17 protein-coding genes and 1 pseudogene are annotated in these 25,200 nt (G+C 41.1%); 12 read left to right on the top strand and 6 right to left on the bottom strand.

What is annotated here, in order from left to right:
- The 3 genes and pseudogenes from A9970_RS01515 to A9970_RS01525 all read right to left on the bottom strand — a co-directional run.
- A pseudogene (locus A9970_RS01515) lies at positions 1–253 on the bottom strand (hypothetical protein); the annotation flags it as partial.
- A 271-nt stretch (positions 254–524) separates the two neighbouring features.
- Positions 525–3,122: a DUF5686 and carboxypeptidase-like regulatory domain-containing protein gene (locus A9970_RS01520; protein ID WP_227550239.1), complete on the bottom strand. Its 2,598-nt coding sequence runs from the start codon at positions 3,120–3,122 to the stop codon at positions 525–527.
- A gap of 301 nt (positions 3,123–3,423) precedes the next feature.
- Positions 3,424–5,103 (bottom strand): RluA family pseudouridine synthase, encoded by a 1,680-nt coding sequence (locus A9970_RS01525; RefSeq protein ID WP_182981051.1) that lies wholly within the window; start codon positions 5,101–5,103, stop codon positions 3,424–3,426.
- A gap of 339 nt (positions 5,104–5,442) precedes the next feature.
- Here A9970_RS01525 and A9970_RS01530 point away from each other — a divergent pair, with 339 nt between their 5' ends.
- From A9970_RS01530 to A9970_RS01570, 9 genes are all read left to right on the top strand, one after another.
- On the top strand, positions 5,443–5,916 hold the full coding sequence (locus A9970_RS01530) for a Dps family protein (protein ID WP_182332706.1): 474 nt from the start codon (positions 5,443–5,445) through the stop codon (positions 5,914–5,916).
- A 148-nt stretch (positions 5,917–6,064) separates the two neighbouring features.
- Positions 6,065–8,524 (top strand): glycoside hydrolase family 31 protein, encoded by a 2,460-nt coding sequence (locus tag A9970_RS01535; protein ID WP_182981052.1) that lies wholly within the window; start codon positions 6,065–6,067, stop codon positions 8,522–8,524.
- 2 nt (positions 8,525–8,526) lie between these two features.
- Positions 8,527–10,485, top strand: a complete 1,959-nt coding sequence (glgB, locus tag A9970_RS01540; RefSeq protein WP_182981053.1) for a 1,4-alpha-glucan branching protein GlgB — start codon at positions 8,527–8,529, stop codon at positions 10,483–10,485.
- A 35-nt stretch (positions 10,486–10,520) separates the two neighbouring features.
- Positions 10,521–11,933: a glycogen synthase gene (locus A9970_RS01545; protein ID WP_182981054.1), complete on the top strand. Its 1,413-nt coding sequence runs from the start codon at positions 10,521–10,523 to the stop codon at positions 11,931–11,933.
- 6 nt (positions 11,934–11,939) lie between these two features.
- Complete coding sequence (locus tag A9970_RS01550) at positions 11,940–13,223, top strand: glucose-1-phosphate adenylyltransferase (protein ID WP_153846891.1); 1,284 nt, start codon at positions 11,940–11,942, stop codon at positions 13,221–13,223.
- A gap of 166 nt (positions 13,224–13,389) precedes the next feature.
- A complete protein-coding gene (locus tag A9970_RS01555; RefSeq protein WP_088161069.1) occupies positions 13,390–14,151 on the top strand; it encodes a hypothetical protein in 762 nt (253 codons plus the stop codon).
- Position 14,152: 1 nt separating this feature from the next.
- Positions 14,153–14,935: a zinc-dependent peptidase gene (locus tag A9970_RS01560; protein WP_159728663.1), complete on the top strand. Its 783-nt coding sequence runs from the start codon at positions 14,153–14,155 to the stop codon at positions 14,933–14,935.
- 129 nt (positions 14,936–15,064) lie between these two features.
- Complete coding sequence (locus A9970_RS01565) at positions 15,065–16,846, top strand: DUF4091 domain-containing protein (protein ID WP_220801493.1); 1,782 nt, start codon at positions 15,065–15,067, stop codon at positions 16,844–16,846.
- A gap of 301 nt (positions 16,847–17,147) precedes the next feature.
- Entirely contained in the window at positions 17,148–18,881 is a 1,734-nt protein-coding gene (locus A9970_RS01570; protein WP_182981055.1) for a thiamine pyrophosphate-dependent enzyme, read from the top strand.
- Between the two features lie 155 nt (positions 18,882–19,036).
- Here the strand turns inward: A9970_RS01570 and A9970_RS01575 are convergent, their stop codons facing one another.
- Entirely contained in the window at positions 19,037–19,225 is a 189-nt protein-coding gene (locus tag A9970_RS01575; RefSeq protein WP_075992013.1) for a hypothetical protein, read from the bottom strand.
- A gap of 265 nt (positions 19,226–19,490) precedes the next feature.
- On the opposite strand from A9970_RS01575, the gene A9970_RS01580 reads away from it, so the two are divergent.
- Positions 19,491–19,979, top strand: coding sequence for a hypothetical protein (locus A9970_RS01580; RefSeq protein ID WP_182981056.1), 489 nt, complete (start codon positions 19,491–19,493; stop codon positions 19,977–19,979).
- Here A9970_RS01580 and A9970_RS01585 read toward each other — a convergent pair.
- Entirely contained in the window at positions 19,962–20,345 is a 384-nt protein-coding gene (locus A9970_RS01585; protein ID WP_182981057.1) for a diacylglycerol kinase, read from the bottom strand. The two genes, A9970_RS01580 and A9970_RS01585, sit on opposite strands and share 18 nt — an antisense overlap.
- Positions 20,346–20,526: 181 nt before the next feature.
- On the opposite strand from A9970_RS01585, the gene A9970_RS01590 reads away from it, so the two are divergent.
- A complete protein-coding gene (locus A9970_RS01590; protein ID WP_182981058.1) occupies positions 20,527–21,705 on the top strand; it encodes a MalY/PatB family protein in 1,179 nt (392 codons plus the stop codon).
- Between the two features lie 162 nt (positions 21,706–21,867).
- Here the strand turns inward: A9970_RS01590 and A9970_RS01595 are convergent, their stop codons facing one another.
- Positions 21,868–24,030: a S46 family peptidase gene (locus A9970_RS01595; protein WP_182981059.1), complete on the bottom strand. Its 2,163-nt coding sequence runs from the start codon at positions 24,028–24,030 to the stop codon at positions 21,868–21,870.
- A 226-nt stretch (positions 24,031–24,256) separates the two neighbouring features.
- On the opposite strand from A9970_RS01595, the gene A9970_RS01600 reads away from it, so the two are divergent.
- Complete coding sequence (locus A9970_RS01600) at positions 24,257–25,195, top strand: hydrogen peroxide-inducible genes activator (RefSeq protein WP_182981060.1); 939 nt, start codon at positions 24,257–24,259, stop codon at positions 25,193–25,195.
- The last annotated feature ends 5 nt before the right edge of the window (positions 25,196–25,200 follow it).

Consider the following 25,200-nt stretch of genomic DNA (forward strand, 5'->3'; position numbering starts at 1 on the left):
GATCCTGCTCATTTTTCAACCCGGTATCTTCTGACTCCACAGCCTGGGGAACTTCCAGCTCCAGATTGCTTTCCCACTGCTGGTACCATTTCATAAAATACCGCGGAGTGGCTTCCCCCGGAAGATTGTACTTCTGGGCAAGTTGCGAATAACTCAGCTTGCCCGCAAGGTATTCTCTGGAAACGAGGATTTTGAAGCTATCGCTGTAAACTTGCTGTCCCCCTGATTTACGTTTTGTCATACGCTTTTTCATAATATTAAATTTAAGATTTTAATATTCGGTTTTTGTAAACCTTTTTCAGGAATGGACACCAAGTAATCCAGGTTTTTCGCCGTCACGGCCTTCATATCCGTCACTACCATTTTATCTTCCTACTTATCCTCCAGGTGGCGATGGCGATGGCGATGGCGATGGCGACGGTGGTGGTGGTGGTGCCGATGTTGCGGAAGCATAAGGCAAAAAAAGAAGCCCTGTCATTTGTATGAACAGGGCTTCAAATTATACTATAAATTTATGGAAACTATTAAAAGTCAAATTTGACCCGAGCGCGAATACCCCAAGCTGGTGCATCGACGTGATCAAGATAATTTAGACGTTTTACGTAGTCTACACGTAATATTTTAAAGATGTTGGATAGACCGATACTGGCTTCCATATAAGGTTCTGAACCGAACGTATAGGAGCTTTGTGTGCCATCTGCATTATGCTGCCAAGTGAATACCTTAGATCCATAATTCGGGTCGTCAGGATTGTTTTCTTTACGCAGTCCACCGTATACCCCCTTGAAACTAAATACTTCGCGTAATTTAAGCTTTTTGATCAACGGAATCTTATTCAACAGAAAACCGTTCATGTAGTATTGTACATTTATTGACGCATTATGATCACTGACAAATTCAAGGAAGTTCATTAAGTTGTATGAATTTAATTGATAAGCATAGGTCTGATTGGCACGATGGATCGTCAAGAAAGGGAATGGGATCTCTTTCCCTGCAATATAATTCCCTTCTGCGGTCACGTCGGCATAGCCAAATTGACTCAAATAAAAGCGCTTGAATGCACCAACATTAAAGTTGTGGTAATTGTATTCACCTTTCGCTAATCCTTTGATTCCAGCGGTATAATTGAACGTGAAGATCGGATATTGATTGAATATAGGTGTCCGGTAAATTTTGCCTTGATAAAACTCTTCATGTGGAGCATATCTGAAATTTACAGACACTTCGGTCGAGTTCAGTTCATTGAACAGTCTACTTTCATTGTTGGCATCGACCATCTGGTAAGTCAGACTTCCAGCAGGTGTTTGTCTGTTGATATTGAAAGCAGCACCAATAGCTAGGTGATTTAAAAATTCCTTTTTATACTCTAAGCCATAATTTGTCTCATAGATGTAACGGTCATTATCTCCGCGTTTGAAAGATAACAAGAAGTTGTCTTCCTGAATAAATTCCAGTTTTTGTCCCGGAATCTTCGTATCCTTTTTATAAGAGGCCCTGATGTAGTGCATCGGGAAGGAGTAGACTGATTTGTTGTTGAACGCATAGGTGCCGCTGAAAAAGTATTTCCACTTTTGATCTTTAAAACCATAGGCAGCATAAGTTTCAGCATAGAAACGCTTGCTTAACGATTCTGTCGTACGTCCGCCGACACGTAAACGGAAACCTTCTACGGGGTTAAAGCTATAGAATGTATTGACTGGGCCGATTTCAACTGGGCCAGCCTGTTTGTATCCTGACAGCAATAACGCAGCGATATCCATGAACGAACGGAATGAAGGGATCTTTTGTAATGTATCAATATTATGATAGATGTTCAGTTCGTTTTGCGCAAGGGCAAGCGGACGTTGTGTTTCAAATAAGGATTTTGTCGCTTTCTTATTTTCGACGTTATAGGCAATGACCGTAGACGGACCATCATAGGTACTATCAGGTTGCTGAATGCCGACTTTGTAATTATTGTAATCCACTGTTCGGCTTCCACGTATTCCCATGCCTTTTTCCGTTAAAGAAAAATCAATACCCAGGGTGCTTGTTTTTAGGTAGAAACGACTTTTGCTGTCTTTCTCAAATTTAAGCTGTATCTGAAGGTCACGTACAAAGTTTAGATTAATGTCATCTGCAACAGTCATATTGGCGCCTTGAACAGCGTAGTTGCCGTCTAAAGTAACGTACAGTTGACCTTTGAATAACATGTCTGCCTTGTTGCGTGGAAAGAAGCTTAATTCGACCAACCAAGGTTGTACAGTCTTAATGGTATCCGTAATATAAAACTTATAAAAAGTAGGTGCGGAGTTTGCAATCGGACTTAAAAACTGATTGGTAACCAATGAAATATTGTTGTCATAAATATCAACTTGTTCGTACAGTTTATTGAAGTAGGCTGTCAAACCATCGTTGTCAATAAATCTAGGGTCAAATTGTGCCCGTTGGTCACCAATGATATACTGTTTGGTTTTGCTTGGATCTTTACGGTAATATACCTTGGACATTTTTTCTTCAATGAACGCTGGCAAAACATATTTGTTGGCTGTTTTAGCCGAGTCGTCCGTTTCAAAAAGAAATTGATAGTTTTTGAATATTTTTTTATTGACAAATTTCTCCGAAAGATTGCTTAGTCCTAAAGACATCTTCTCGTATTGGTCAAATTCAGCATATTGTTGCCCTGAAAGTCTATTTTTTTCCTTATTCTCGATGACTTTTCGGATCAATGCGACAGCAGGATTATCTTTGTTGCTGTATTTTTTCTTTTTGGCCTTGACGACAACTTCTTCCAGCATGTTGTCCTGTTGATCCATCAGAATTTCTTTTGTTTGCGTGGCATCATTGGTAACAAAAGCATCTTTGCTGTCATACCCAATGTAGCTTGCTCTGATTTTCACATAAGATGTTGGAAAGACAAGTTTGTATTCACCATTTGCATTGGTCGATGTTGTGGTTCCAGCAGAAGCCGGGGCGCCAACAACGGCTACGGTAGCATAGGGTATAGGATTCTTGGTCTTTGCATCTCTAACTGTACCGGTTACGGTTTTGTTTTGGGCAAAAGCCATGGACACCGTTAGCACGAGCGTTATCGAAAAAAAGAGTTTAGTTATGAAGGTTGTTGCGTTTATTTTAGCTCTCATTATATTGCTATAATCTTGAAAATTCAAAATTGTTTTCCTGTTTTTACTTTATTTTTGACTTTATAGGTATTAAAATCAAAAATTCAGTGAACAAAGGAAACAAAAAATTAAGAATAATTAAAATTTTATTGTAATGTAATAAAGGAAAGTAATTGAATTACATTTACATATAAATAACTGTCTATTAGTTGTTTATGTTAAATTATTGATTTGGGTCAATAAATTTTACATTACATTTTGACTTGGCGATGATTTTCCGTTGCTTTATTTACTGACTTTTGTAACGATATAGTCAGCGCTATCAAAAATCTGGCTCGATTTCGAAGGTCATTTCTTGCTTGGAACGAGGATGAATAAAGGTAATTGAAGCCGCGTGAAGGTGTAATCTATTGGCTTTTCTGCCATAGAGATCATCACCAACGATAGGTGTATTTAGGCCATTTGGATGTACGGCATGCATGCGCAACTGGTGGGTGCGGCCAGTCAAGGGGTAAAACCTGACCCTCGTTTGATTATTCGCTATCGCAATTTTTTCCCATTTTGTCTGCGCTGGTTTGCCATAGGTGTAGCAGACCATTTGCCGGGGTCGATCGTCCAGATCTACGCGAAGTGGGAGGTCGATCAAGCCTGATGAGGCTTCGATAATACCATCCAGTAAAGCAATGTATGTTTTTTTGATGGTATGTTGTATAAATTGATCTTGAATAAATTTATGGGCCTCTTTGTTTTTGGCAACAACCAACAAGCCGGATGTAGACATGTCCAGGCGGTGGATAATAATCGGTCCTGCCTTTGGGTAGCGTTGAAGAATACGGTTGTAGACCGAATCCTTTACATATATTCCCGGGACAGACAGAAATTCAGCCGGTTTGTTGATGATGATGATATCCTCATCTTCGTAAATTTGAGGAAGTGCTATATCCAAAGTCGTTTCCTGTTGCATGGGATTGGGATCTACGACCAAGCCTTCGAGCATATACCCTAAAATTGGTTCACATTTTTTGCGGCAGGCAGGGTAGTAGTTTTTGTGCCTGCGTATTTCAGATGCAGGTGAGCAGCCCCACCAAAATTCGGCCAAAGCAAGGGGGGTTAACTGGTTTTCATAAGCATATTGCAGCAATTTTGGCGCTGCGCATTCCCCCGATCCGGCAGGCGGTGTTGTGCGGTCAAATTCATCGAATATGCCGACTACATTTTTGTGTTGCCCTTTCGCATTGCGAAAATTATATTGTTCGAAAAGCTGTTTTTGAAGATTTCCCGAGCGCATTTTGCGTTCCTCTTTTAGCGCAGTAATCGTCGATAGCAATTGGTGTAAATGGTTACTTTCTGTCTCCAGGGCCAAATGCATTTCATATTGAAAGCGTTGAAGCTGTTGTTTGTCTTTTAAACTCTGGCTCCGCATGTCTTCCATCAATAATTCATACTCCGCATCCGATAAACTGACCTTCAATTTTGTGCGGGTTTCTTTGCGTTCCTTCTTTTGAATTCTCAATTTCGATTTTAGCTCATCGAGTGATTTATCCCATCCGTTTTTTAATAAATCAAGATTACGTTGGGCGTTTGCTAGCTCTTCACTTGTTTCAAGATTTTCTATTTTTCGGTTCAGCGCGTTGAGATGCACCTCTTCGTTTAGGAAAAAACTGTTTTCTTCCAACATATCGAAGATGGGGGGGACAAAATGCCGGTGTTTGTTGCTTCCGGCCAGTTTTCCCGAAACAGCGGCAAGGTAGCCCAGCTCATTGTGTTGGTTTTTGACAACCAGAACACCGAACATTTTTCCAATAGCGAGTCCCTCCACGGCGGCGTCTAGGCCAAAATTGTGGGTCCAATCGTCTTGGGTTTCGATGTAGTATTGGAGTTCTTGTGCGGCGGTGACGGCAAGGGGGTGCGGTTCATAGCAAAACGGAAAAGTAAATCGTGTCGGAAGTTCAATAGCTGAAATATCCTGTTTGAATTGATGAAAATATGTATTGTTGTCCATTTTGTCCGCAGCGCTCCCTCAAAATAAAGATGTCCGCAAAAATACAACATTATGTGCTTTAAATACTAGCTTGATCGATTTTTGTTTAAAATGTTTCGTGCATAAGGAACGGTCTAGGTTTTAGTGCGGTCAACAAAGATCAAGGTCACTGCAGCTTCGGTATTTTCATTTTTTCAGTATAGCAAACTCTTTGTAGCTATACGAAATGCAATTCAGGTTGGGTACAGTGGGTTGAGGTAATTGTTGTGAATTTGAGTGGCTTTTTATTTGGTTTTTACCGCATTTTTGGGTAAATTTAACTAAGCATTTAAAACATATAGTTAACAAAAGATTATACATATGAAAACTTCAATTGGAATTAAAGATGCGGACTTGAAAAAAGTTGCAAAGTTGCTAAATGTGCTGTTGGCAGATGAACACATTATCTACATGAAAACGCGCAACGCGCATTGGAATGTGGAAGGTGCGGATTTTCATGCTGCTCACTTATTTTTGGAATCACAATACGATGAACTAGCTGAAGTGATCGATGAAGTAGCAGAACGTGTACGTACTTTAGGGCATTATGCGGTGGGTACCTTTGATAAATATTTGAAATTGACTCGTTTAACGGAGTCTACTTCAGAAAAAACCGACAGTCAGTCCTATTATAAGGAATTGTTGGCTGATCATGAATCCATAGCGATGTCAATTCGTGCCGATCTTTCCGTAGTTGAAGGAACGGCGGATAATGGTACGGAGGACTTTTTGGTCGGACTATTAGAAAAGCATGAGAAGATGGCTTGGATGCTTCGTGCGCATTTCGTTAAGTAAGCTGTAGAAGTTTATCCACAGGTATTGAAAAAAATCCCGTCTATCCCAATAGGCGGGATTTTTTTTTGTGTTTTGTTGTCAGCGCAGGATTAATTTTCTATCTTAAAGAGGAATTAAGCCTTCAGAAACTTTTTAACATATTACAACTATGCTTGAAGACGACAACCTAAATCAAACCACACTAAATGAGGAGGAAAATGATGGTACTTTGGATAGTATGCATCATGTGAATAATCCGGTATTGGATTTACCTAAAATTGAAAAGAAATACCTTGAAACCATAGTAGCCCACAACCAAAACGATAAGTCTTATTATTTTTCTGACGGCAAAGCCAAGGTAGAAATTAAGATTGTAACGGATGAGATCGTCAGGGTGCGGCTGGCTCCACAAGGGACTTTTTTAGAGGATTTTTCTTATGCCTTGGCCAAGAAAGATCACCGTGTTAGTATACATCAATGCAAGGAAGAGGCTGACCATTATCTGGTTCATACGAATACAATTTCTTGTAAGATCAATAAGAATGACTTTTTGATTTCTTTTGCTGATCGTTCAGGTAAGCTGTTTAACGCTGATTTGGCACCGATGCACTGGGAGGAAAATCCCGATTTTGGAGGTTACTATGTCTATAGCACGAAAGTGGCCTTTGAAAACGAAGCTTTTTATGGACTTGGGGACAAGGCCACTAAATTGAATCTGAGAGGTAAAAGGCTTAAAAACTGGAATTCAGATACCTATGCTTTTGCTTATGATCAGGATCCACTTTATAAAACTATTCCATTTTATATCGGTTTAAAAGACGGTGAGGCCTACGGCATTTTCTTTGACAATACCTTTAAAACGTATTTTGATTTCGCTGCCGAAGATCCTGGAAAAACAAGCTTTTGGTCCGAAGGTGGGGAACTGCAGTACTACTATATCCACGGTCCGCATATTATCGATGTTATCCGTCGTTATCATACGTTGACAGGTACGCATTACCTGCCGCCGTTGTGGGCAATTGGTTACCACCAGTGTCGCTGGAGCTATTATCCCGAAGCGAATGTCCGGAAGGTTGCTGAGGAGTTTCGGAAGCGACAGATTCCATGTGATGCTATTTACCTTGATATCGATTACATGGAAGGGTACCGCTGTTTTACCTGGAATAAGCAGTATTTCCCCAATCCTAAAAATATGATCAGCGATTTGGCCAATGATGGTTTTAAAACCGTGGTGATGATCGATCCGGGTATTAAGGTTGATGAGAACTACTGGGTGTTCAGGGAAGGGAAAGAAAATAAATATTTTTGTCGTCGAGGGGACGATTATTTTATGGAAGGATTTGTGTGGCCCGGACGTTGTCAATTTCCTGATTTTACCAATCCGGAGGTTCGCCAATGGTGGGGCACATTATACCAGGGGCTTGTGGAAGATGGTGTTGCCGGCTTCTGGAACGATATGAATGAGCCGGCGGTATTTGGCCGCGGAACATTCCCCGACGATGTACGTCACCAATACGACGGCCATCGGGGTTCACATCGCAAGGCACACAATGTTTATGGCATGCAGATGGTTCGGGCAACCTATGATGGCTTAAAGAAATTGTATAAAAATAAGCGCCCATTTACCATTACCCGAGCGGCTTATGCGGGTACACAACGCTATTCTTCAGTTTGGACCGGCGATAATCTGGCGAGTTGGGAACACCTTAAGTTGGGGACCTTGCAATTACAGCGTCTATCGACTTCGGGGATGTCCTTTTGCGGAACGGATATCGGTGGATTTACGGGCGAACCCGACGGTGAGTTATTTACGCGATGGATGCAATTTGGCGTTTTCTCGCCCTTTATGCGTGTGCATTCTGCCGGCGATACCCGCGATCGCGAGCCCTGGAGTTTTGGGGAGGATTGGGAAAAGATCAATCGGAAATTTATCGAACTCCGGTATAAGTTGTTGCCGTATATCTATACCTGTTTTTGGGAGCAGACCAAGTATGGTTTTCCAATATTACGTCCGATTTCCATGGTCGAGCAGCATATAGCGACCAATTGGCAACGCGAGGAGGAATTCTGTTTTGGGGATAAAATATTGGTGTCCCCGGTATTGCAGCCAGGACAAAAAAGCAAGATTGTCTATCTACCTGAGGGCACTTGGTTCTATTATTTCAATAATGAAATCTACGTGGGCGGTAAGGAACATACCATCGCTACGCCGATTGATGAAATGCCGATTTTCATTCGCGGGGGATCTGTTATCCCTGAATATCCGGTGATGCAATATACTGGTGAAAAGAAAATTGAGGAGCTACAGCTCAATGTTTACTTCGCTGAAGGAGTAACCCGTTCGTATGTGTATTCAGATCATGGCGACACCTTTGCGTATGAACAAGATATCTATCTTGAAAAATGTTTTACGGTTTCAGGGCTCAAAGAATCCTTGTCGATCAAACAAACCAGAGATGGGCTTTTTACGGAGCGATATGAGGAATATAAACTACAGTTGATCGGCCTGCCTTTTCAAGTGAAGAAGGTGAAGACCGATGGTATTGATACAAAAGTACAAGTAGATGAAAAGGGGCGGTATTGGATTAATGTCGCACGAGAATTTGATAACATATTGATAGAAGGTTAAACATGGCCAATGAAGTAATTCCGCATAGTCTCTTTTCTGAATTTGATGTCGCCTTATTCCAGTCGGGTAAGCACTTCAAATTATACGAAAAGTTCGGTTCGCACGAACTGGAAGTCAACGGTGAAAAAGGCGTTTATTTTGCGGTTTGGGCTCCAAATGCAAAATCCGTCTCCGTAACCGGCAACTTCAATTTTTGGGATAAGGAGCATCACGCGCTCTTTGTGCGCTGGGATGGTAGCGGAATCTGGGAAGGGTTTATTCCGGGGCTTGGCAATGGAGAGACATATAAGTATGTTATCCAGACCTATACAGGTGAGCAACTCGAGAAAGGTGATCCTTTTGCCTTTCGGTGGGAAGTTGCCCCAAAGACTGCTTCCGTTGTTCATTCGACCTGGTACGAGTGGCAGGATAAGCAATGGATGCAGGAGCGTGCTGTTAAAAATAGGCTGGATCAACCCTGGTCGGTCTATGAGGTACATTTAGGATCCTGGTCGCGGGATCCCGAAAGTCCGGATACTTTGCTCAACTACCGCGAAATAGCCGTGCAGCTCGTTTCTTACGTGAAGGAGATGAATTTTACCCATGTGGAGTTTATGCCTTTAATGGAACATCCTTATTACCCTTCTTGGGGATATCAGATAACAGGTTATTTTGCAGCGAGTTCGCGTTATGGTTCGGCACAAGATCTTATGTATCTGATTGAGGAGCTGCATGCCGCCGGAATAGGCGTATTGTTGGATTGGGTTCCTTCGCATTTTCCGGGTGATGCACATGGTCTTTATCGTTTTGATGGTACGAGCTTATACGAGCATGAAGATCCCAGGAAAGGGTTTCATCCCGATTGGCAATCCTATATTTTTAACTATGGGCGAAATGAAGTGCGTTCTTTTTTGATCAGTAATGCATTTTATTGGTTGGATCGTTTTCATATCGATGGACTTCGGGTCGATGCGGTAGCTTCTATGCTGTATTTGGATTATAGTCGAAATGCAGGCGAGTGGATTCCCAATGAATTTGGAGGAAATGAGAATCTCGAAGCGGTACAATTTTTAAAAGAGCTGAATGAAGCCGTTTACGGACATTTTCCACATGTGCAGACAATCGCCGAAGAATCTACTTCTTGGCCGAGTGTCAGTCGCCCAACGTATGCTGGTGGATTGGGATTCGGAATGAAATGGATGATGGGCTGGATGCATGATACGTTGGATTACTTTAAAGAGGACCCAATTAATCGCAGTTATCATCATGATCGACTCACCTTTGCGACAGTATATGCTTTCCATGAAAATTTTATGCTGCCCTTGTCACATGATGAGGTCGTTTACGGAAAGCAGTCCTTAATTTATAAGATGCCAGGCGATGAATGGCAAAAGTTTGCCAACTTGAGAGCTTTGTATCTCTTTATGTATACTTTTTCGGGAACAAAATTGCTGTTTATGGGCGGTGAATTTGGGCAGACTTCGGAGTGGAATGTAAACCAATCGCTTGATTGGCATCTTTTGGAGTTTGCGCCCCATCAGGGTATGAAACAATTTGTAGCCGATCTGAATACTGTTTATAGGAACCAACCAAGTCTTTACCAAAAGGCTTTCGATGCTGCAGGTTTCGAATGGATAGATGCAGGTGATCGTGAAAATTCGATTGTGGTCTATTGGCGAAAGGGTTTTGACTCCTGGGATGATACGGTTGTTGTACTAAACTTAACGCCTGTTGTTCGCGAACATTTCCGTATTGGTTTACCTTACGCCGGTGAATGGGAAGTGCTGCTGAATTCGGATGATTTGACCTATTTCGGTTCCGGAATACATAATCTGCATATCCATAGTGAGCACCTGCATTGGATGAACCAAGTACAGTCTGCACAACTTCATTTGCCTCCGCTTGGCGGATATATTCTGAAAAGAAAGAGAGCGGTAAAGGAAGTTGATCCAATTAAACAAGGCGAGCGTATCCCTGTATAAAATCTTGTTATTAAATCTCATGCTGTAAAAGAAGAATGAAAGTATTTCACTTGAGTGTAGAATGTTATCCCGTGGCCAAAGTAGGTGGTCTCGCGGATGTCGTGGGAGCGCTGCCCAAATACCAAACCAAGCTGGGGTGGGAGGCGGCGGTTGTCATGCCCTGGTATGATCGTCCTTTTGTTAGGGATCATGCTTTTAGCCTAGTTCATGAAGGTACTTTTTATCAAGGATCTGAATTGCTGAGCTACGACGTTTATAAGGAAGATCATCAGGTACTCGGTTTTGAGCTCTACTTGATTAAGATTCCAGGGAAACTCGATCGGCAGGAGGTGTATTGTTATCCCGATGAAGGCGAACAGTTTATCGCCTTTCAACATGCTGTATTGGCTTGGTTTAAGGATAAAGCTATAGTACCTGATATTGTGCATTGCCACGACCATCATGTCGGTTTGATGCCTTTTTTGATGAAGTATAGCAATGACTATAATTTTCTTGCCGACGTTAAAACGGTAGCCACCGTGCACAATGGGCAATATCAGGGCTGGACACATTGGAGCAAAGCCATTCTGTTGCCTGCTTTCGATAGCTGGAAATGGGGATTATTGGACTGGGATGGTTTAATTAACCCACTTGCGGCCCTAATTAAATGTTGCGATGCTTACACAACGGTATCTGAAGGTTACCTGGAAGAGCTTTATGTGGAAGCAAATGGCTTACAGCATCTATTTTATGATGAGCGAAATAAATCCATCGGTATTGTCAATGGAATTGACTGGGAAATCTGGGATCCCAAAATTGATTATACCTTGCTAGAAAACTATGATGTTGTACAAGCTTTTTCTGGCAAATTGAAAAATAAGGAGGCTTTGGCGAAGCAGTATAAAATCAATCCAGATCGACCACTGCTTGTTTTTATCGGCCGATTTGCAACAGAAAAAGGAGCGGATTTACTACCGGAGATAATTTTGGATTTGACGGAGAAATATCGCGATAGATTAAGTATATTTATACTGGGTGCCGGAGACCCAGCGATCCAGTCGCGTGTGAAATCGCTCGTCGATGATGGAATTGATAATTTTGATGTGTTCTTTGGTTATGATGAAAATCTTGCCCATTGGCTTTATGCCAGTGCGGATTTTCTTTTAATGCCTTCCCGTGTTGAGCCCTGTGGGCTTAATCAGCTCTATGCGATGAAGTACGGTACATTGCCGATCGTGCATCAGGTGGGGGGATTAAAAGATACGGTAATCGATCTGAAAAATGATGGCTACGGTATAGGTTTTGATAGTTTAACAATCACTGAAATTAGTGCAGCGATTGTTCGGGCTATAAATTTTTACGACAGTAAAAAGCAGTTTGAGGAGAATCAACGTAAAATGATGCAGTTGGATTTTTCTTGGGATAAATCTGCAGCGAAGTATATAAGTCTATATAACCAAATAATGTAATTTGATATGTCACGTCATAATGTAGTAGCTATCGTCTTAGGCGGAGGAAGGGGCTCACGTCTGTATCCATTGACCGATCAACGGTCTAAGCCAGCGGTTCCCATTGCCGGGAAATATCGCTTGGTGGACATTCCCATCTCGAATTGTCTTAATTCGGGTTTTAACAAGATTTTTGTGTTGACACAATTCAATTCTTCGTCACTCAACTCCCACATTAAGAATACCTACAACTTTAGTATTTTTAGTAAGGGCTTTGTTGATATCCTGGCTGCTGAACAGACCAATGATGGCGATAAATGGTTCGAGGGTACGGCAGATGCCGTGCGGCGATCGTTTCGGAAGCTGGCTAGTATTGATTATGACTATGTATTGATTTTATCGGGGGATCAGCTGTATCAAATGGATTTTGATGCCCTGGTTGACTTTCATGTCGAAAACGAAGGCGACCTGACCATTGCGACTATTCCAGTAAACGCCAAAGATGCCACTGGTTTTGGAATACTGAAATCAGATGAAAAGAATCACATTACCTCCTTTATTGAGAAGCCGAATAGCGAGCAGCTGGTGGACTGGAGTTCAGAAGTGAGTGACCATTTAAAGGGTGAGGGTAGGGAATACCTGGCTTCTATGGGTATTTATGTTTTTTCAAAAGGCGTCCTGAAACGTATGCTTGAAGAGAATCGCGGAATGGATTTTGGAAAAGAAATTATTCCCGATGCAATTGATACGAATAGGGTGCTTAGCTATCAATTTGAAGGCTATTGGACAGACATCGGTACCATAGGTTCTTTCTATGAGGCCAACATTGGTTTGACTGATAATATTCCGGCCTTTAATCTGTTTGATAAAAATACGGTTTTCACCCGTCCAAGGATGTTGCCGCCTTCTAAAATTTCGGGTACAACATTAATCAATTCTGTCATTTCGGATGGCTGTATTATCCAAGCGGATAAAGTAGACCGTTCCGTCGTGGGCGTTCGTTCGCGGATTGGTACAGGATCTGTGGTGCGCGGTACATATATGATGGGGTCTGATTATTATGAGGATCTCGTCGATATGGAGGATGCAAAGCGGAAAAATATACCTGTGGTTGGCGTTGGAGAACGCTGTTATATTGAGAATGCTATTTTGGATAAAAATTGTCGTATCGGTAACGATGTACGGATCAATGGCGGACCTCATTTGCTGAATGCCAATCATCCCACTTATACCATTTGTGATGGCATTGTTGTTATCAAAAAAAATGCAGTTATTCCAAACGGAACAACAATAGGATTGACAAGCCTATAAAATTTATAGAACAAGGGAGATAATATATTGTTATCATTGCAAGTTATTCTAATGGAAGTATCGCGAAATACGGCTAATCTACAGGCTCAATTTATGGGCAGATAGCAATAATTGTTTCATGGTACTGTCTTTGCTAGCAAAGAGCATTTTAATATAATGAAATCGTATGCAATTGAGACAGGTTATCTCCCTTTTTTTTATACTGTTTGTCTTTGTAGGTTGTGATACCTCATTGATGGTTCAAGGTAGTGGTGTCTTGCGTGATGCCTCGCGTAGATTTGAACTTCGTAACGGCAATCGAACAGTCGTTTACATTCCAATGCGGCATCTGGGTACGCGTGTGTACTATGATCAAATCCAGCGTGCTGTAGATTCTCTTCAACATTCGGGCTATGTTGTTTTTTATGAAAGCATCGCTTATCAGGTGGATAGTGCGGCACAACGTGATCTATATGACCGCAAATTTAGAAAGCTTACAGGGAATCGGCTAGGGTTGCAGCAATGTATTGAAATACCGGGCGATACCTCCCGGGTTCTTCGGGCGCCCATGTACCGTAAACTGGGGCAGCGAATCATTAGTCAGCCCGATTATTCTTTTTTTCTGGTGAATTATGAAACGGCGGTAAATGCGGATATTCCCAAAAATAAATTGCTTGACGAGTTTGAATACCTGTATGGTGCGATCAACCTGGATGATTGTGATTACAAAACACCGCTCCAGGAACCTTATTCCTGCAAACCTATAAAAGCGGCATTAAAAAACAAATTTGATAAAGAATTTGTCATGAAAAAAAGGGAAGAGAACCTGGCTTCGTTAGTTGCTGACGCTCCACAGCAAAAGATTTTAATCTTATTTGGAACCTCACATTTTAAAGGCTTTTTGCGTAATTTGCAGGCTCGGGATCCCAAATGGATACAGATCAAATAATATGCTAGGAAAACTATTCATTATACTGCTTATACCAGTAACCATTTATGTTGTTTATTACCTGTTAAATCGTACGGCCAAAAATAGCAAAGCCATTAAACGTGTATTAAGCGACGAAGGCAAGGAAATTCTAGAAAAAGAAGTTGCCTATTACCGCAATCTGTCCACTGCGGACAAAGCGGAATTTGAAACCCGCTGTTTAAAATTTTTGGATACGGTCAAGATTGAAGGTGTGGGTGTAACGGTTGAGCTCAAAGATTATATGATGATTGCCGCCAGTGCAATTATTCCAATATTTGCCTTTAAGAAATGGACTTATCCCAATTTGACCAATATTATGGTTTATCCTTCCCAATTCAATACTGCATATGAATTTGAAGGCCATGCTGACCGTAATATTATGGGTATGGTGGGTGAGGGAGCCATGAACGGACAAATGATATTGTCTAAATCGGCACTGGAGTATGGCTTTAAGAATCCAAAGGATGGACAGAATACAGCGATACACGAATTTGTGCACTTGATCGATAAAACCGATGGCACAGTGGATGGCATTCCCACACATTTGATGGATAAAGCTTCAGTCATTCCTTTTATGAATCTGATACGGGAAGAAATTACCAAGATAAAAGAAAATAAATCTGATATTGATGTATATGGCATGACCAATCCAGCTGAGTTTTTTGCGGTTGCGTCTGAATATTTCTTTGAGAACCCCGCGAAATTCAAGACCCATCATGCCGAGCTCTATAAAGCACTTTCTGAAATTTTTGAACAAAGTTAGTTATAGATAAATAAAATTTTAGTATTTTTAAGGCAAACAGAAGTTGTTTGCCTTTTTTCTGCGAGCACCCTGCTCCTGGGCTAGAAAGAAGATCATCGCTTCGCTAAAGTTTTGTTAATTATAACTGTTATGCCTAAAACTACAATTTATTCTTCTATTGCCCTGGCTTGTATGCTATTTTGTGGCAGTAATCCGGGATTTTCCCAGCAGCGTTTTGCTACAGGGACAACATTTACTGAAATGGCCGATCCCACAAAGGATACTTTATCCAACTGGTCGAATGTTAAAACCGGTCTACATGCTTCGTTTGTATCGATAGACAAACGTTATCCCAAATCTGTTAATCCAAATCTGACAACACAACGTACGGCGACTGTGGATGCCTGGAAAGGTGAGCAAGTATCGGCGCAAGTATTGTTATGGACCAGTGCTGCCGCAGCAGACGTTGCTGTATCGGCAAGTGAATTAAAGTCTACAACAGGCAAGGTGATCGGTAGCGATGCGGTACAAGCACGTTTTGTTCGTTATGTCATGACTGATGAATTTGCAAGTGGCTGTGGCCATCGTAAACCAGAAGATTTTAAAGCTTCTCTGTCGGCAGATATGTTGGATGATCTGAAAAGCTATGACCTTGAAGCTAAGAAAGTCCGTCCTGTATGGATTACAGTAACGGTTCCCAAAGAAGCTGCTGCTGGACAATATAAAACGACAATTTCGGTTAAGCAAAATGGTCAGGTAAAGGAACAGTTACAACTTACGGTCAATGTGCAACAACATGTGCTACCTCCATCGTCACAGTGGACCTATCATTTGGATCAATGGCAGCATCCTTCTGCTGTGGCTCGCGTCAATAATGTGAAGATGTGGAGCGATGAGCATTTTGAAGCGTTGAAGCCTACTATGAAACAACTTGCAGCTGCAGGGCAAAAAGTGATTACTGCGACTTTAAATAAGGATGCCTGGAACGTACAGACCTATGATCCTTATGCAGATATGATCACCTGGAAGAAGGCAAAAGACGGTTCATGGACCTATGATTATACTGTTTTTGATCGGTGGGTAAACTTTATGATGGATTTGGGGGTCAACAAACAGATCAACTGCTATTCGCTTTTACCATGGAATAACGAGGTACATTATTTCGATGAGAGCAAAAATGAACTGGTCAATGTTATTGCGAAGCCCGGTACAGCTATATTCGAGGAACTATGGACGCCTTTCTTAAAGGATTTTAGTAAACACATTACCGCAAAGGGCTGGTTAAAGATTACCAATATTGCGATGGATGAAAGAGGCCGGGAGGAAATGGATCCAGCAATAGCATTGTTGGAAAAAGTAGCGCCCGAATTTGGTGTTGCATTTGCAGATAATCACAAAAGCTACCAACGCTATCATAAAAGTACCGATATCAGTGTTGCCGCTGGAGATCCTTTTGATCAGAAAGATCTCATTGAGCGACGTAAAAAAGGGTACATCACGACATTTTATGTTTGTTGTTCGGACGAATTCCCAAATCAATTCACGTTCTCGGATCCAGCAGAATCCACCTATATGGCTTGGTATGCGCTAGCGGCAGGCTTCGATGGAGCATTGCGTTGGGCATTTAACTCCTGGGTCAAAGATCCGCTGCATGATTCAAGGTTCCGTACCTGGCCAGCGGGAGACACTTATATTGTTTATCCACAAGGAAGAAGCTCTATCCGTTATGAGCGTATGTTGGAAGGTATTCAAGATTATACCAAAGTCGGCATTCTTAAAGCAAAGTTGGAGAAGTCAAAAGATCAAGCTAACCTTGCGAAGCTAAATGCAAAAATTGCAAAATTGAATACCGCTAAACGCTATGCGGACTGGAATAAAGATCTCAATGATGCGAAGCGTTTTGTCGATGAATTGTCGCGACAAATCAACTAAGGATTTATCAAGTCTATAATTTTAAAAAAGCTGTTTCAATCAATTTGAAACAGCTTTTTTGTTGATTACAATCTCTTTCTATTTCAAGTGCAGCGCACTGTTGGCTGAAATTTTCGGCGCAGTGTATCCTTGTTTCCCATTGAGGCTATCGTTGTACATTCGATCAGTTTATACGCTTTGGTAATACTGTATTGTTCAGGTAATATCCCAAACCATTACGCTAAATTATTGTTGTTATTAAGTGGCGATAACATAATTTGCATAAGGTCGCTGTCACAAAATCTTAAATTATAGTATAGGTATGAAAAATGTAGCACACCAGATTGTGGGTCTTTTAAAGGATGCGGGAATTCAGCGTATTTATGCCGTAACGGGCGATAGTTTAAATTTTTTCAACGAAGCTGTTCATGCAGATGGAACGATGCAATGGATACATGTAAGACATGAGGAAGTGGGGGCATTTGCCGCAACGGCAGAGGCTGATTTGCACGGTATTGCCTGTTGTGCGGGAAGCAGTGGACCAGGACATGTGCATCTGATCAATGGTGTTTATGAAGCACACAAGACACGGGTACCCATGCTTGTGATCGCATCAACATGTGCTACATACGAATTTGGAACCGATTATTTTCAAGAAACCAATCCAATCAAATTGTTTGATGATTGTTCTTGCTACAATCAAATGATCACTCGGCCAGAACAGGTGCAACGTATGGTGCAAAATGCATTACAACAGGCTATCTCTAAACGGGATGTGGCGGTTATCGGTTTGCCTGGTGATGTATCAGAAATGGAAGCGGTTCAAATGAATACCTCAACCAAGGTGTTTTTTACCGAGCCGCAAATTAGACCTTCGGAGATGGAAATTGGGCGATTAGCACAATATATCAATCAAGCAGAAAAGATAACCTTGTTCTGTGGTGTGGGAGCCAAGAAAGCACAGCAGCAAATTGTAGCGTTATCACAAAAGATCCATGCGCCGGTGGGTTATTCATTTAAAGCAAAGTTGGATATTCAACGCGACAATCCCAATGAAATCGGCATGACCGGACTTTTGGGCATGGCGTCGGCATTTCAAAGCATGCACCATTCGGATCTTATTTTACTTTTGGGGACTGATTTTCCTTATAAGGATTTTATACCGACCAACAAAACCATTGTCCAGATTGATATTGAAGGTGAAAAACTTGGGCGCAGATCCATCGTAGACTATGGGCTTGTAGGCGATATTGAACATACCTTAAAAGCGGTATTGCCTTTTGTGGAAGCGCGTTCGGATACAAAATTTCTGGAGAAGCAGCTTGCATCCTATGCAAAGGTCAAGGAAGATCTCATGACTTATGTGGAGGATTCGGGCAGCGAATGCGCGATACAGCCTGAATTTGTTGCGCATACCTTTGATCAAAAAGCCAGTGATGATGCGATTTTTCTGCTTGATACCGGGATGTGCTGTGTTTGGGGAGCACGTTATATTAATCAGCGAAAGGATCGTATCATGCTGGGGTCTTTTAACCATGGGTCTATGGCTAATGCCATGCCAATGGCTATTGGAGCGGCATTGACACATCCTGAACGTCAGGTTATTGCTTTTTGTGGTGATGGGGGACTGTCCATGTTGTTGGGGGATCTCGCAACAATAAAACAATATAACTTACCGATTAAAATCATCGTCTTTAACAACCGTGCACTTGGTATGGTTAAATTGGAAATGCAAGTATCAGGTCTGAAAGATCAGGAAACCAATATGGTCAATCCAGATTTTGCGATGATCGCTCAAGCGATGGGAATACGCGCATTTACGGTCACTCAGCCCCAAGAAGTGGATGCTGTTATCACTGAAGCTCTTGGTATGACGGACGAGCCTGTCCTGATCGATATATTTACCAATCCCAATGCATTGGCTATGCCGCCCAAGATATCCTTCAGTCAAATGAAAGGGATGACAGAAAGTATGGCAAAATTAATGTTGTCGGGTAATTTCGAAGAAGTATGGGATACCATTAAATCGAACTATAAACATTTGAAATCGCTTTAATCACTTGTGATATTCGAATTGTTAAACATATTAAAAGCCCCTCGAAGCATAACAGCTGAGGGGCTTGTTTTGTGTTAAAAGTGACTTGAATGTGTGGCTGTCAGACCATAATATGCTGATCAGCGGATAGTCGAAATTTGGAGGAAAATGTTATCTCAACATTGACGTTGAACAAACCAAAGACTTTTAAGTAATTCTTCTTTACAGCGTCTGAGTTTTTCAACTTTGGATTCGGAAGAAATGGTAACTTGCTCTTTAACAATAATAGCCAAGTCTGTTTCAATGGACAATTTTGTGAGTGATGTACATCCACTATCAAATTTCTTAAAGCTTACATCTTTCATACTAATATTGGTTAAGAATTCCTGAATTTTATAGAGTACAATTTACTAATAAAAATTAGCTTTACAATAAGCTAGCAATAATTTTATTGTTACTAAATTGTTTATTTTTAATAGCTTATATCGTGCTAAAATAGCCGAGTGCTATCTAACTTATAAACAATATTTGCTTGCTTTTTGTTTTCTGAATTTTAAATTTTTAAATGTTAGTTATTTAAAACAAAATTTCTTTTGAATTGCTATCTATACTATCAAACAAAAAAACACGATGAGAATAGTAAATTTTGGATTTATAGTGTTGCTGTGTTGCGCTGCCTGCCATCAGGAACAAAAAAAACAGGATACTTCGGCGAAACTCGGTGACACTGTTCAAAGTACTCAACCATTGGATACCGGGAGGTTTCTTACAGGAAAGAGTACGTATCAATACCTTAAAAATGGCGATACCATTTCATTATCAATCACTGTTGATGGAGAAAAGGTGCAGGGTGATCTAAGCTATGCCTGGAAGGAAAAAGATCGTAATAAGGGACATATTGATGGTGTATTGAAGGGGGATATTTTAACTGCCGATTATACTTTTTCTTCTGAGGGACAGGAATCCGTCCGCCAGGTAATATTTAAACTATCCAAGGAGCGTGCACTGGAAGGTTATGGTGCGATGGAGGAGAAGGCTGGAAAAATGACTTTTGCCGATCCTAAAAAGATAGCTTTTGATGAGAAATTCGCGTTAGAAAATTTAGCGAAGGGCCAATGAGATCAGCTTGGGAATAAAAATTAAGAGGCCGATCAATAGTGCAGTGATGCTGCTGATCATCACTGCCGCTGCGGCAACATCTTTAATTTTTTTTATGTTTGGATTATCTTCAGGACAGATAAAGTCGGCTATATTTTCTAATGCGGTATTTAACAATTCACAGACAAATACAAAACCAATGGAAAAGAGTACAGCAATCCATTCGTGGGTACTTATGTGAAGCACAAATGACAGGGTAATGGCAATAATGGCCGCTATACAATGCACCCTGAAATTATGTTCTTCCTGCCAGGCTGTTTTTAGCCCACTGAACGCATAGTGAAAACTCTTTAATCTAGCACGAAATGAAAAGTTGTTTTTGGCCATAGTTGTCCTACTATTTTCTGTAAAGATAGCGCTTTCTGCTTATCTTGGCATACTGGATTTTTTATTGTATTTAGTCCGAGTTATTCCTTTGCCATATCCATCTGATCCGCTTTCTTGTTCATCCTTTTTACTTTATGGGGCTTTTATTACAAATGCAGCCTAATTTTGAGTAAATTGCTGTATGATCTATAATTTTGATAAAACGATTGTTCGTCGTGGTACCGATTCGGTCAAATGGAATCAACATGATTATGACGATTTGATTCCACTCTGGGTTGCGGATATGGACTTTCCAGCAGCACAACCTGTTGTGGATGCGCTTGCGCAGCGGGTTCAACATGCTGTATATGGGTATGCTACTATTCCAGCTGCTTTTTACAGCGCGGTTATGAGCTGGTCTTCGCAGCGGCATAAATTTGTACTTCAGCCGGAATGGATACTTCCTGTGATCGGTGTCGTACCGGCGCTTTCGGCTTTGGTTAGCGCATTTACCTCACCCGGTGACAAGGTTTTGGTTCAAGAGCCTGTATATCATTGTTTTTTTTCCTCAATAGAACGCAATCAAGCTGAGGTGGTTTCCAATGACTTGATTTACCGCAATGGTGAGTATGCCATTGATTTTGAAGATTTTGAATATAAAGCAAGTGATCCGAAAGTCAAGTTATTTATTTTATGTAGCCCACATAACCCCGCTGGCCGTGTTTGGACTAGAGCCGAGCTTGAACGTCTCGGTGAAATCTGTTTGCGGCACCAGGTTTTAGTCATTTCGGATGAAATTCATTGCGATCTGGTATTTGAGGGCCATACACATATTCCTTTTGGAAGCATCAGTGCGGCCTTTTTGGCGAATTCGATTACCTGTGTAGCACCGAGTAAAACCTTTAATTTGGCAGGACTCCAGGTCGCTACGGTCTTCGTGGCCGATCCTGAACTCAAAAGGAAAGTGCAGCAGGCTTTCTTAGCCAACGAGATAAGTAGCATAAGTCCCTTTGCTATTACAGGCCTGATCGCAGCGTATGAGTCGGGTGGGGAATGGTTGGATCAAGCTTTAAGCTACATTCATGCGAATTATGTTTATCTGAAAGGCTTTATGGCTGAATACCTGCCTGCTTTGCATGTGCTTCCTTTGGAGGGTACTTATCTGGTATGGGTAGATTGCGCCGCTTTGGGGATTTCAAGTCGAAAATTGGGGCAGCTCTTATTGGACGAGGCACATGTACAGGTCAATGTCGGTGCGATGTATGGCAAGGGAAGCGACGCTTTTATTCGCCTCAACATTGCTTGTTCAAGGGAAGTCTTGACAACAGGCTTGTTGCGTTTGAAGACTGTTTTCTCCTCTTTACTGCAAGGAGCAAAATAGTATACGAATAGATGCTGCGTTGGTAGATGAATAGGTTCTGATTTACGGAGACTTCTTCGTTCATAGTATCATGCCGCCGAGCGAAAAGGAAATAGCGTAATGAACAAAAAAAACCGCTGTATCTCTCGATGTAGCGGTTTTTTGAAGTTTGTTTAGACCCTATTAAATACCCATTTCTTTCAGAATGAAATGCGCGTTGTCAATTTTATCGGCAACCCAGAGGACATAACGAATGTCGACTCCGATGGATCTGCTGTAACTCTCGTTCCAAGCGAAATCATTAATTGTTGCGTCATAAGCACGGTCAAAATTTACACCAATTAATTCACCATTGGCATTCATTATTGGAGATCCTGAATTTCCGCCTGTAGTATCCATATCATATAAGATATTGACCGGCACAGATCCCAGATCTTTTTGAAGATAAGGACCAAAATTCTTATTGAGGTAAGCTGTCTTGATTTCTTGCGGGTAGTCAAATTCTGCTAAACCAAGATTTCCTTTTTGAATGATTCCTTCGATTGTCGTGAATGGCTTCATATAAGTTGCATCAGCAGGAGAGTAGCCTTTGATGTGCCCATAGGTCAGACGTAAGGTTGAGTTTGCATCAGGAATAAAGTTTTTGGCCTGAAAAATTTCCTTGACGGCGACATAATCGCCCATTAATTTGTTCAGTACCCCTTCACGTCTTTTTTGTTCAGCAGCGAACTGGACAATATCATTGTTCAATTTGCCCTGGAAATCCAATAATTTGTCGTCAAATTTCTGAAGTGCATCGGCATTGGCCAAGACTGTATTTAGTATGTAACTTTGATCGCCAAGTTTACTGTTCTGAATAATCTCTGTTGCAAATTCTTGTGCGGTACCCGTATTAAATTGCAATTTCTGAATGGAAGCCAATTGATTTTTACCTTGGAATGCGATGGCATCTTCCAACATTCTGGAGAAAATACGCTGATCAGCCTGCTTATTGTAGCTTTCGTAGGTTTCTTTAACAGCGATTTTTAATTTTTCGATATTCAGATCGAAAAGCTGCTTGGCAGCTTGGGAAGATTTTTCCTTTGCCAAGTTGGTTTTCAGAACGTTCAGGTCGCGAGCTACTTTCAATAAGCTCGTACTATTGTAAATATTATTGATCCAAAGTTCTTTCAGGGCATCTTGATCGCTCAGCTGATAATAGGCGTCAATATCCGTGAGTAGACTTCCATATTTGTTTTTCAGTTCGGGTTTACTTAAGATAAAAGCCGCCAGTGCTTCGTCTTCTTGTTTTTTTGTCGATAGCAAGTCGATTCCTCGTAAACCCTTGAGTTTACCACGATAGTTTTTCAATACATTCGCATTACGTTTTATGCGTGTTGCCAAGGACAAGGCGATATCGGTATTGTCTTTTCCTGCTTCCTCCATCTGTTTATTTTGGAAATCATACAGATTGGATACGTAAGGCAAAAGGTATTCCTGTTGATATTGAATATATTGTGCTGGTCTGTGTCGGAATGTTTTTCCGGGATAACCAAGGATAAAGGTGAAATCATTTTCCCGTACACCATTTGGATTGACTTTAAGGTGTTTTTTGGGCTGGTAAGGAACGTTGTCTTTAGAATAAGGTGCAGATTTTCCGTTTTTGCCGACATAAGCTCTCAGAAAAGAATAATCTCCGGTGTGGCGTGGCCATACCCAGTTATCTGTCTCGCCACCAAATTCGCCGATGTTTTGACGTGGAATATAAACCAAACGAACGTCTTCGATTGTTTTATAACGGAATAGGACATAACTTTTACCGATAAACATTTCCGATACTTCAGCTTTAATCGTGGGATCTTCTTTTTCCGCTTGTTTAACCAGTTCTTGTTGTTTACGTTTGATCGTATTGATACGCTCTACCGGGTCGCTGATGTTGGCGACAGCATTTAATATTTTAGCGGAAACATCCTCATAAGAATCGGTAATTCTTATTTTTAATCCTTTTGCCTCAATTTCCTGTTCTTGATTTTGGGCGACAAAACCGTTTTTTAAGTAATTGTTGATTGCAGTACTGGCAAGTTGAACGGCAGAAAAAGCACAGTGGTGATTGGTAATGATCAAACCACGGTTTGAGACAAACGATCCTGTACATCCACTGACTTGAACCAGGGCATCTACCAGTCCGACCTGACCGGGATTGTAGATATCTTTCTCACTGATCTTTAACCCAGCTTTCTTCAATCCAGCTCTATTTAATTCGCTCAATGGAAACATTCCCTCATCGGGATTTGCCTTGCTGTAAGGACTGTTTGCCATGGTTAAGAATAAAGCTAGTGCAATTGTCGTACGATTTATAAACTTCATAGGATTTTAACTATCAACTGTTGTAAATCTCCAAATTTAAGAAAAGCATTTTGATGAAATCGATTTTTTATGTGAACTAATGTAACAATAGTGGATATACTGGATCTTTTTGGCAAGGTATTTATTGTATAATCGGCAGGCCAAATACTCCTGTTGACTTTAATTATAAAGGATTTGACATTGGTTTACGACAGGATTCGTAATTTTGTGCTTTAAAGATAGTAAGATGACCTTAATCCAACTGGAATATATTGTAGCTGTTGATACCTACCGAAGTTTTGTTGCAGCTGCAGAAAAATGTTTTGTCACGCAACCGACGTTGAGCATGCAAATACAAAAACTTGAAGAGTCTTTAGGGGCAAAAATCTTCGACCGGAGCCGTCAGCCTGTTGTTCCTACAGAAATCGGCGAGAAAATTATTCTTCAAGCTCGATTGGTATTGACGGAAAGCCGAAAGATCAATGAGATTGTACAAGATAAAAAAGGGGAAATTGAGGGTACACTAAGGGTCGGTGTTATCCCGACAATCGCACCTTATTTACTTCCGAATGTGCTGACCACATTTATGGAGAAATATCCGAAACTACAATTGCAGATATGGGAATATACGACAGAACGGATTGTGCATGAATTGAAGGTTGGACTTTTGGACTGTGGTGTGCTATCTACTCCCTTAAATGATCCCGGGATTTTGGAATCACCCTTATTTTACGAGAATTTTGTTGCCTATATTTCAGCCAATAGTCCACTGTTTCCAAAAAAGATACTGAGTGGTGATGATATTGCCGATGATAAACTTTGGTTGCTCAATGAAGGACATTGTATGCGCGGGCAGGTGCTTAATGTTTGTCATCACAAACATAATCAAGATCTTACAGGGCGATTTGAGTATAATACGGGTAGCGTAGAGACCCTAAAACGTATGGTAGATATCAACGACGGAATTACGATATTGCCTGAGTTGTCGATTTGGGATTATTCCGATGAACAATTGGATAGGATCCGTTATTTCAAATCACCGGAACCAGTACGGGAGATATCATTGGTGACGACGCAAAATTATGTAAAGAGACATGCAATTCAGGCCTTAGAAAAAGAAATATTGGCCGTAGTACCCAATAAATTCAAAACAAAAAAGAAAAAGGAAGTGTTGAGCTTTCAATAGGACGA

Source organism: Sphingobacterium sp. UME9, assembly GCF_014170215.1.
In the GTDB taxonomy this organism is placed as follows: Bacteria; Bacteroidota; Bacteroidia; order Sphingobacteriales; family Sphingobacteriaceae; genus Sphingobacterium; species Sphingobacterium paramultivorum.

What these genes read in the sequence shown, in the direction of transcription:
- A9970_RS01600 (WP_182981060.1), top strand. Translation starts at nt 24,257, where the DNA reads ATGACCTTAATCCAACTGGAATATATTGTAGCTGTTGATACCTACCGA.
- A9970_RS01535 (WP_182981052.1), top strand. Translation starts at nt 6,065, where the DNA reads ATGCTTGAAGACGACAACCTAAATCAAACCACACTAAATGAGGAGGAA.
- A9970_RS01580 (WP_182981056.1), top strand. Translation starts at nt 19,491, where the DNA reads ATGAGAATAGTAAATTTTGGATTTATAGTGTTGCTGTGTTGCGCTGCC.
- A9970_RS01560 (WP_159728663.1), top strand. Translation starts at nt 14,153, where the DNA reads ATGCTAGGAAAACTATTCATTATACTGCTTATACCAGTAACCATTTAT.
- A9970_RS01575 (WP_075992013.1), bottom strand. Translation starts at nt 19,225, where the DNA reads ATGAAAGATGTAAGCTTTAAGAAATTTGATAGTGGATGTACATCACTC.
- A9970_RS01570 (WP_182981055.1), top strand. Translation starts at nt 17,148, where the DNA reads ATGAAAAATGTAGCACACCAGATTGTGGGTCTTTTAAAGGATGCGGGA.
- A9970_RS01530 (WP_182332706.1), top strand. Translation starts at nt 5,443, where the DNA reads ATGAAAACTTCAATTGGAATTAAAGATGCGGACTTGAAAAAAGTTGCA.
- A9970_RS01585 (WP_182981057.1), bottom strand. Translation starts at nt 20,345, where the DNA reads ATGGCCAAAAACAACTTTTCATTTCGTGCTAGATTAAAGAGTTTTCAC.
- A9970_RS01525 (WP_182981051.1), bottom strand. Translation starts at nt 5,103, where the DNA reads ATGGACAACAATACATATTTTCATCAATTCAAACAGGATATTTCAGCT.
- A9970_RS01555 (WP_088161069.1), top strand. Translation starts at nt 13,390, where the DNA reads ATGCAATTGAGACAGGTTATCTCCCTTTTTTTTATACTGTTTGTCTTT.
- glgB (WP_182981053.1), top strand. Translation starts at nt 8,527, where the DNA reads ATGGCCAATGAAGTAATTCCGCATAGTCTCTTTTCTGAATTTGATGTC.
- A9970_RS01550 (WP_153846891.1), top strand. Translation starts at nt 11,940, where the DNA reads ATGTCACGTCATAATGTAGTAGCTATCGTCTTAGGCGGAGGAAGGGGC.
- A9970_RS01595 (WP_182981059.1), bottom strand. Translation starts at nt 24,030, where the DNA reads ATGAAGTTTATAAATCGTACGACAATTGCACTAGCTTTATTCTTAACC.
- A9970_RS01565 (WP_220801493.1), top strand. Translation starts at nt 15,065, where the DNA reads ATGCCTAAAACTACAATTTATTCTTCTATTGCCCTGGCTTGTATGCTA.
- A9970_RS01520 (WP_227550239.1), bottom strand. Translation starts at nt 3,122, where the DNA reads ATGAGAGCTAAAATAAACGCAACAACCTTCATAACTAAACTCTTTTTT.
- A9970_RS01590 (WP_182981058.1), top strand. Translation starts at nt 20,527, where the DNA reads ATGATCTATAATTTTGATAAAACGATTGTTCGTCGTGGTACCGATTCG.
- A9970_RS01545 (WP_182981054.1), top strand. Translation starts at nt 10,521, where the DNA reads ATGAAAGTATTTCACTTGAGTGTAGAATGTTATCCCGTGGCCAAAGTA.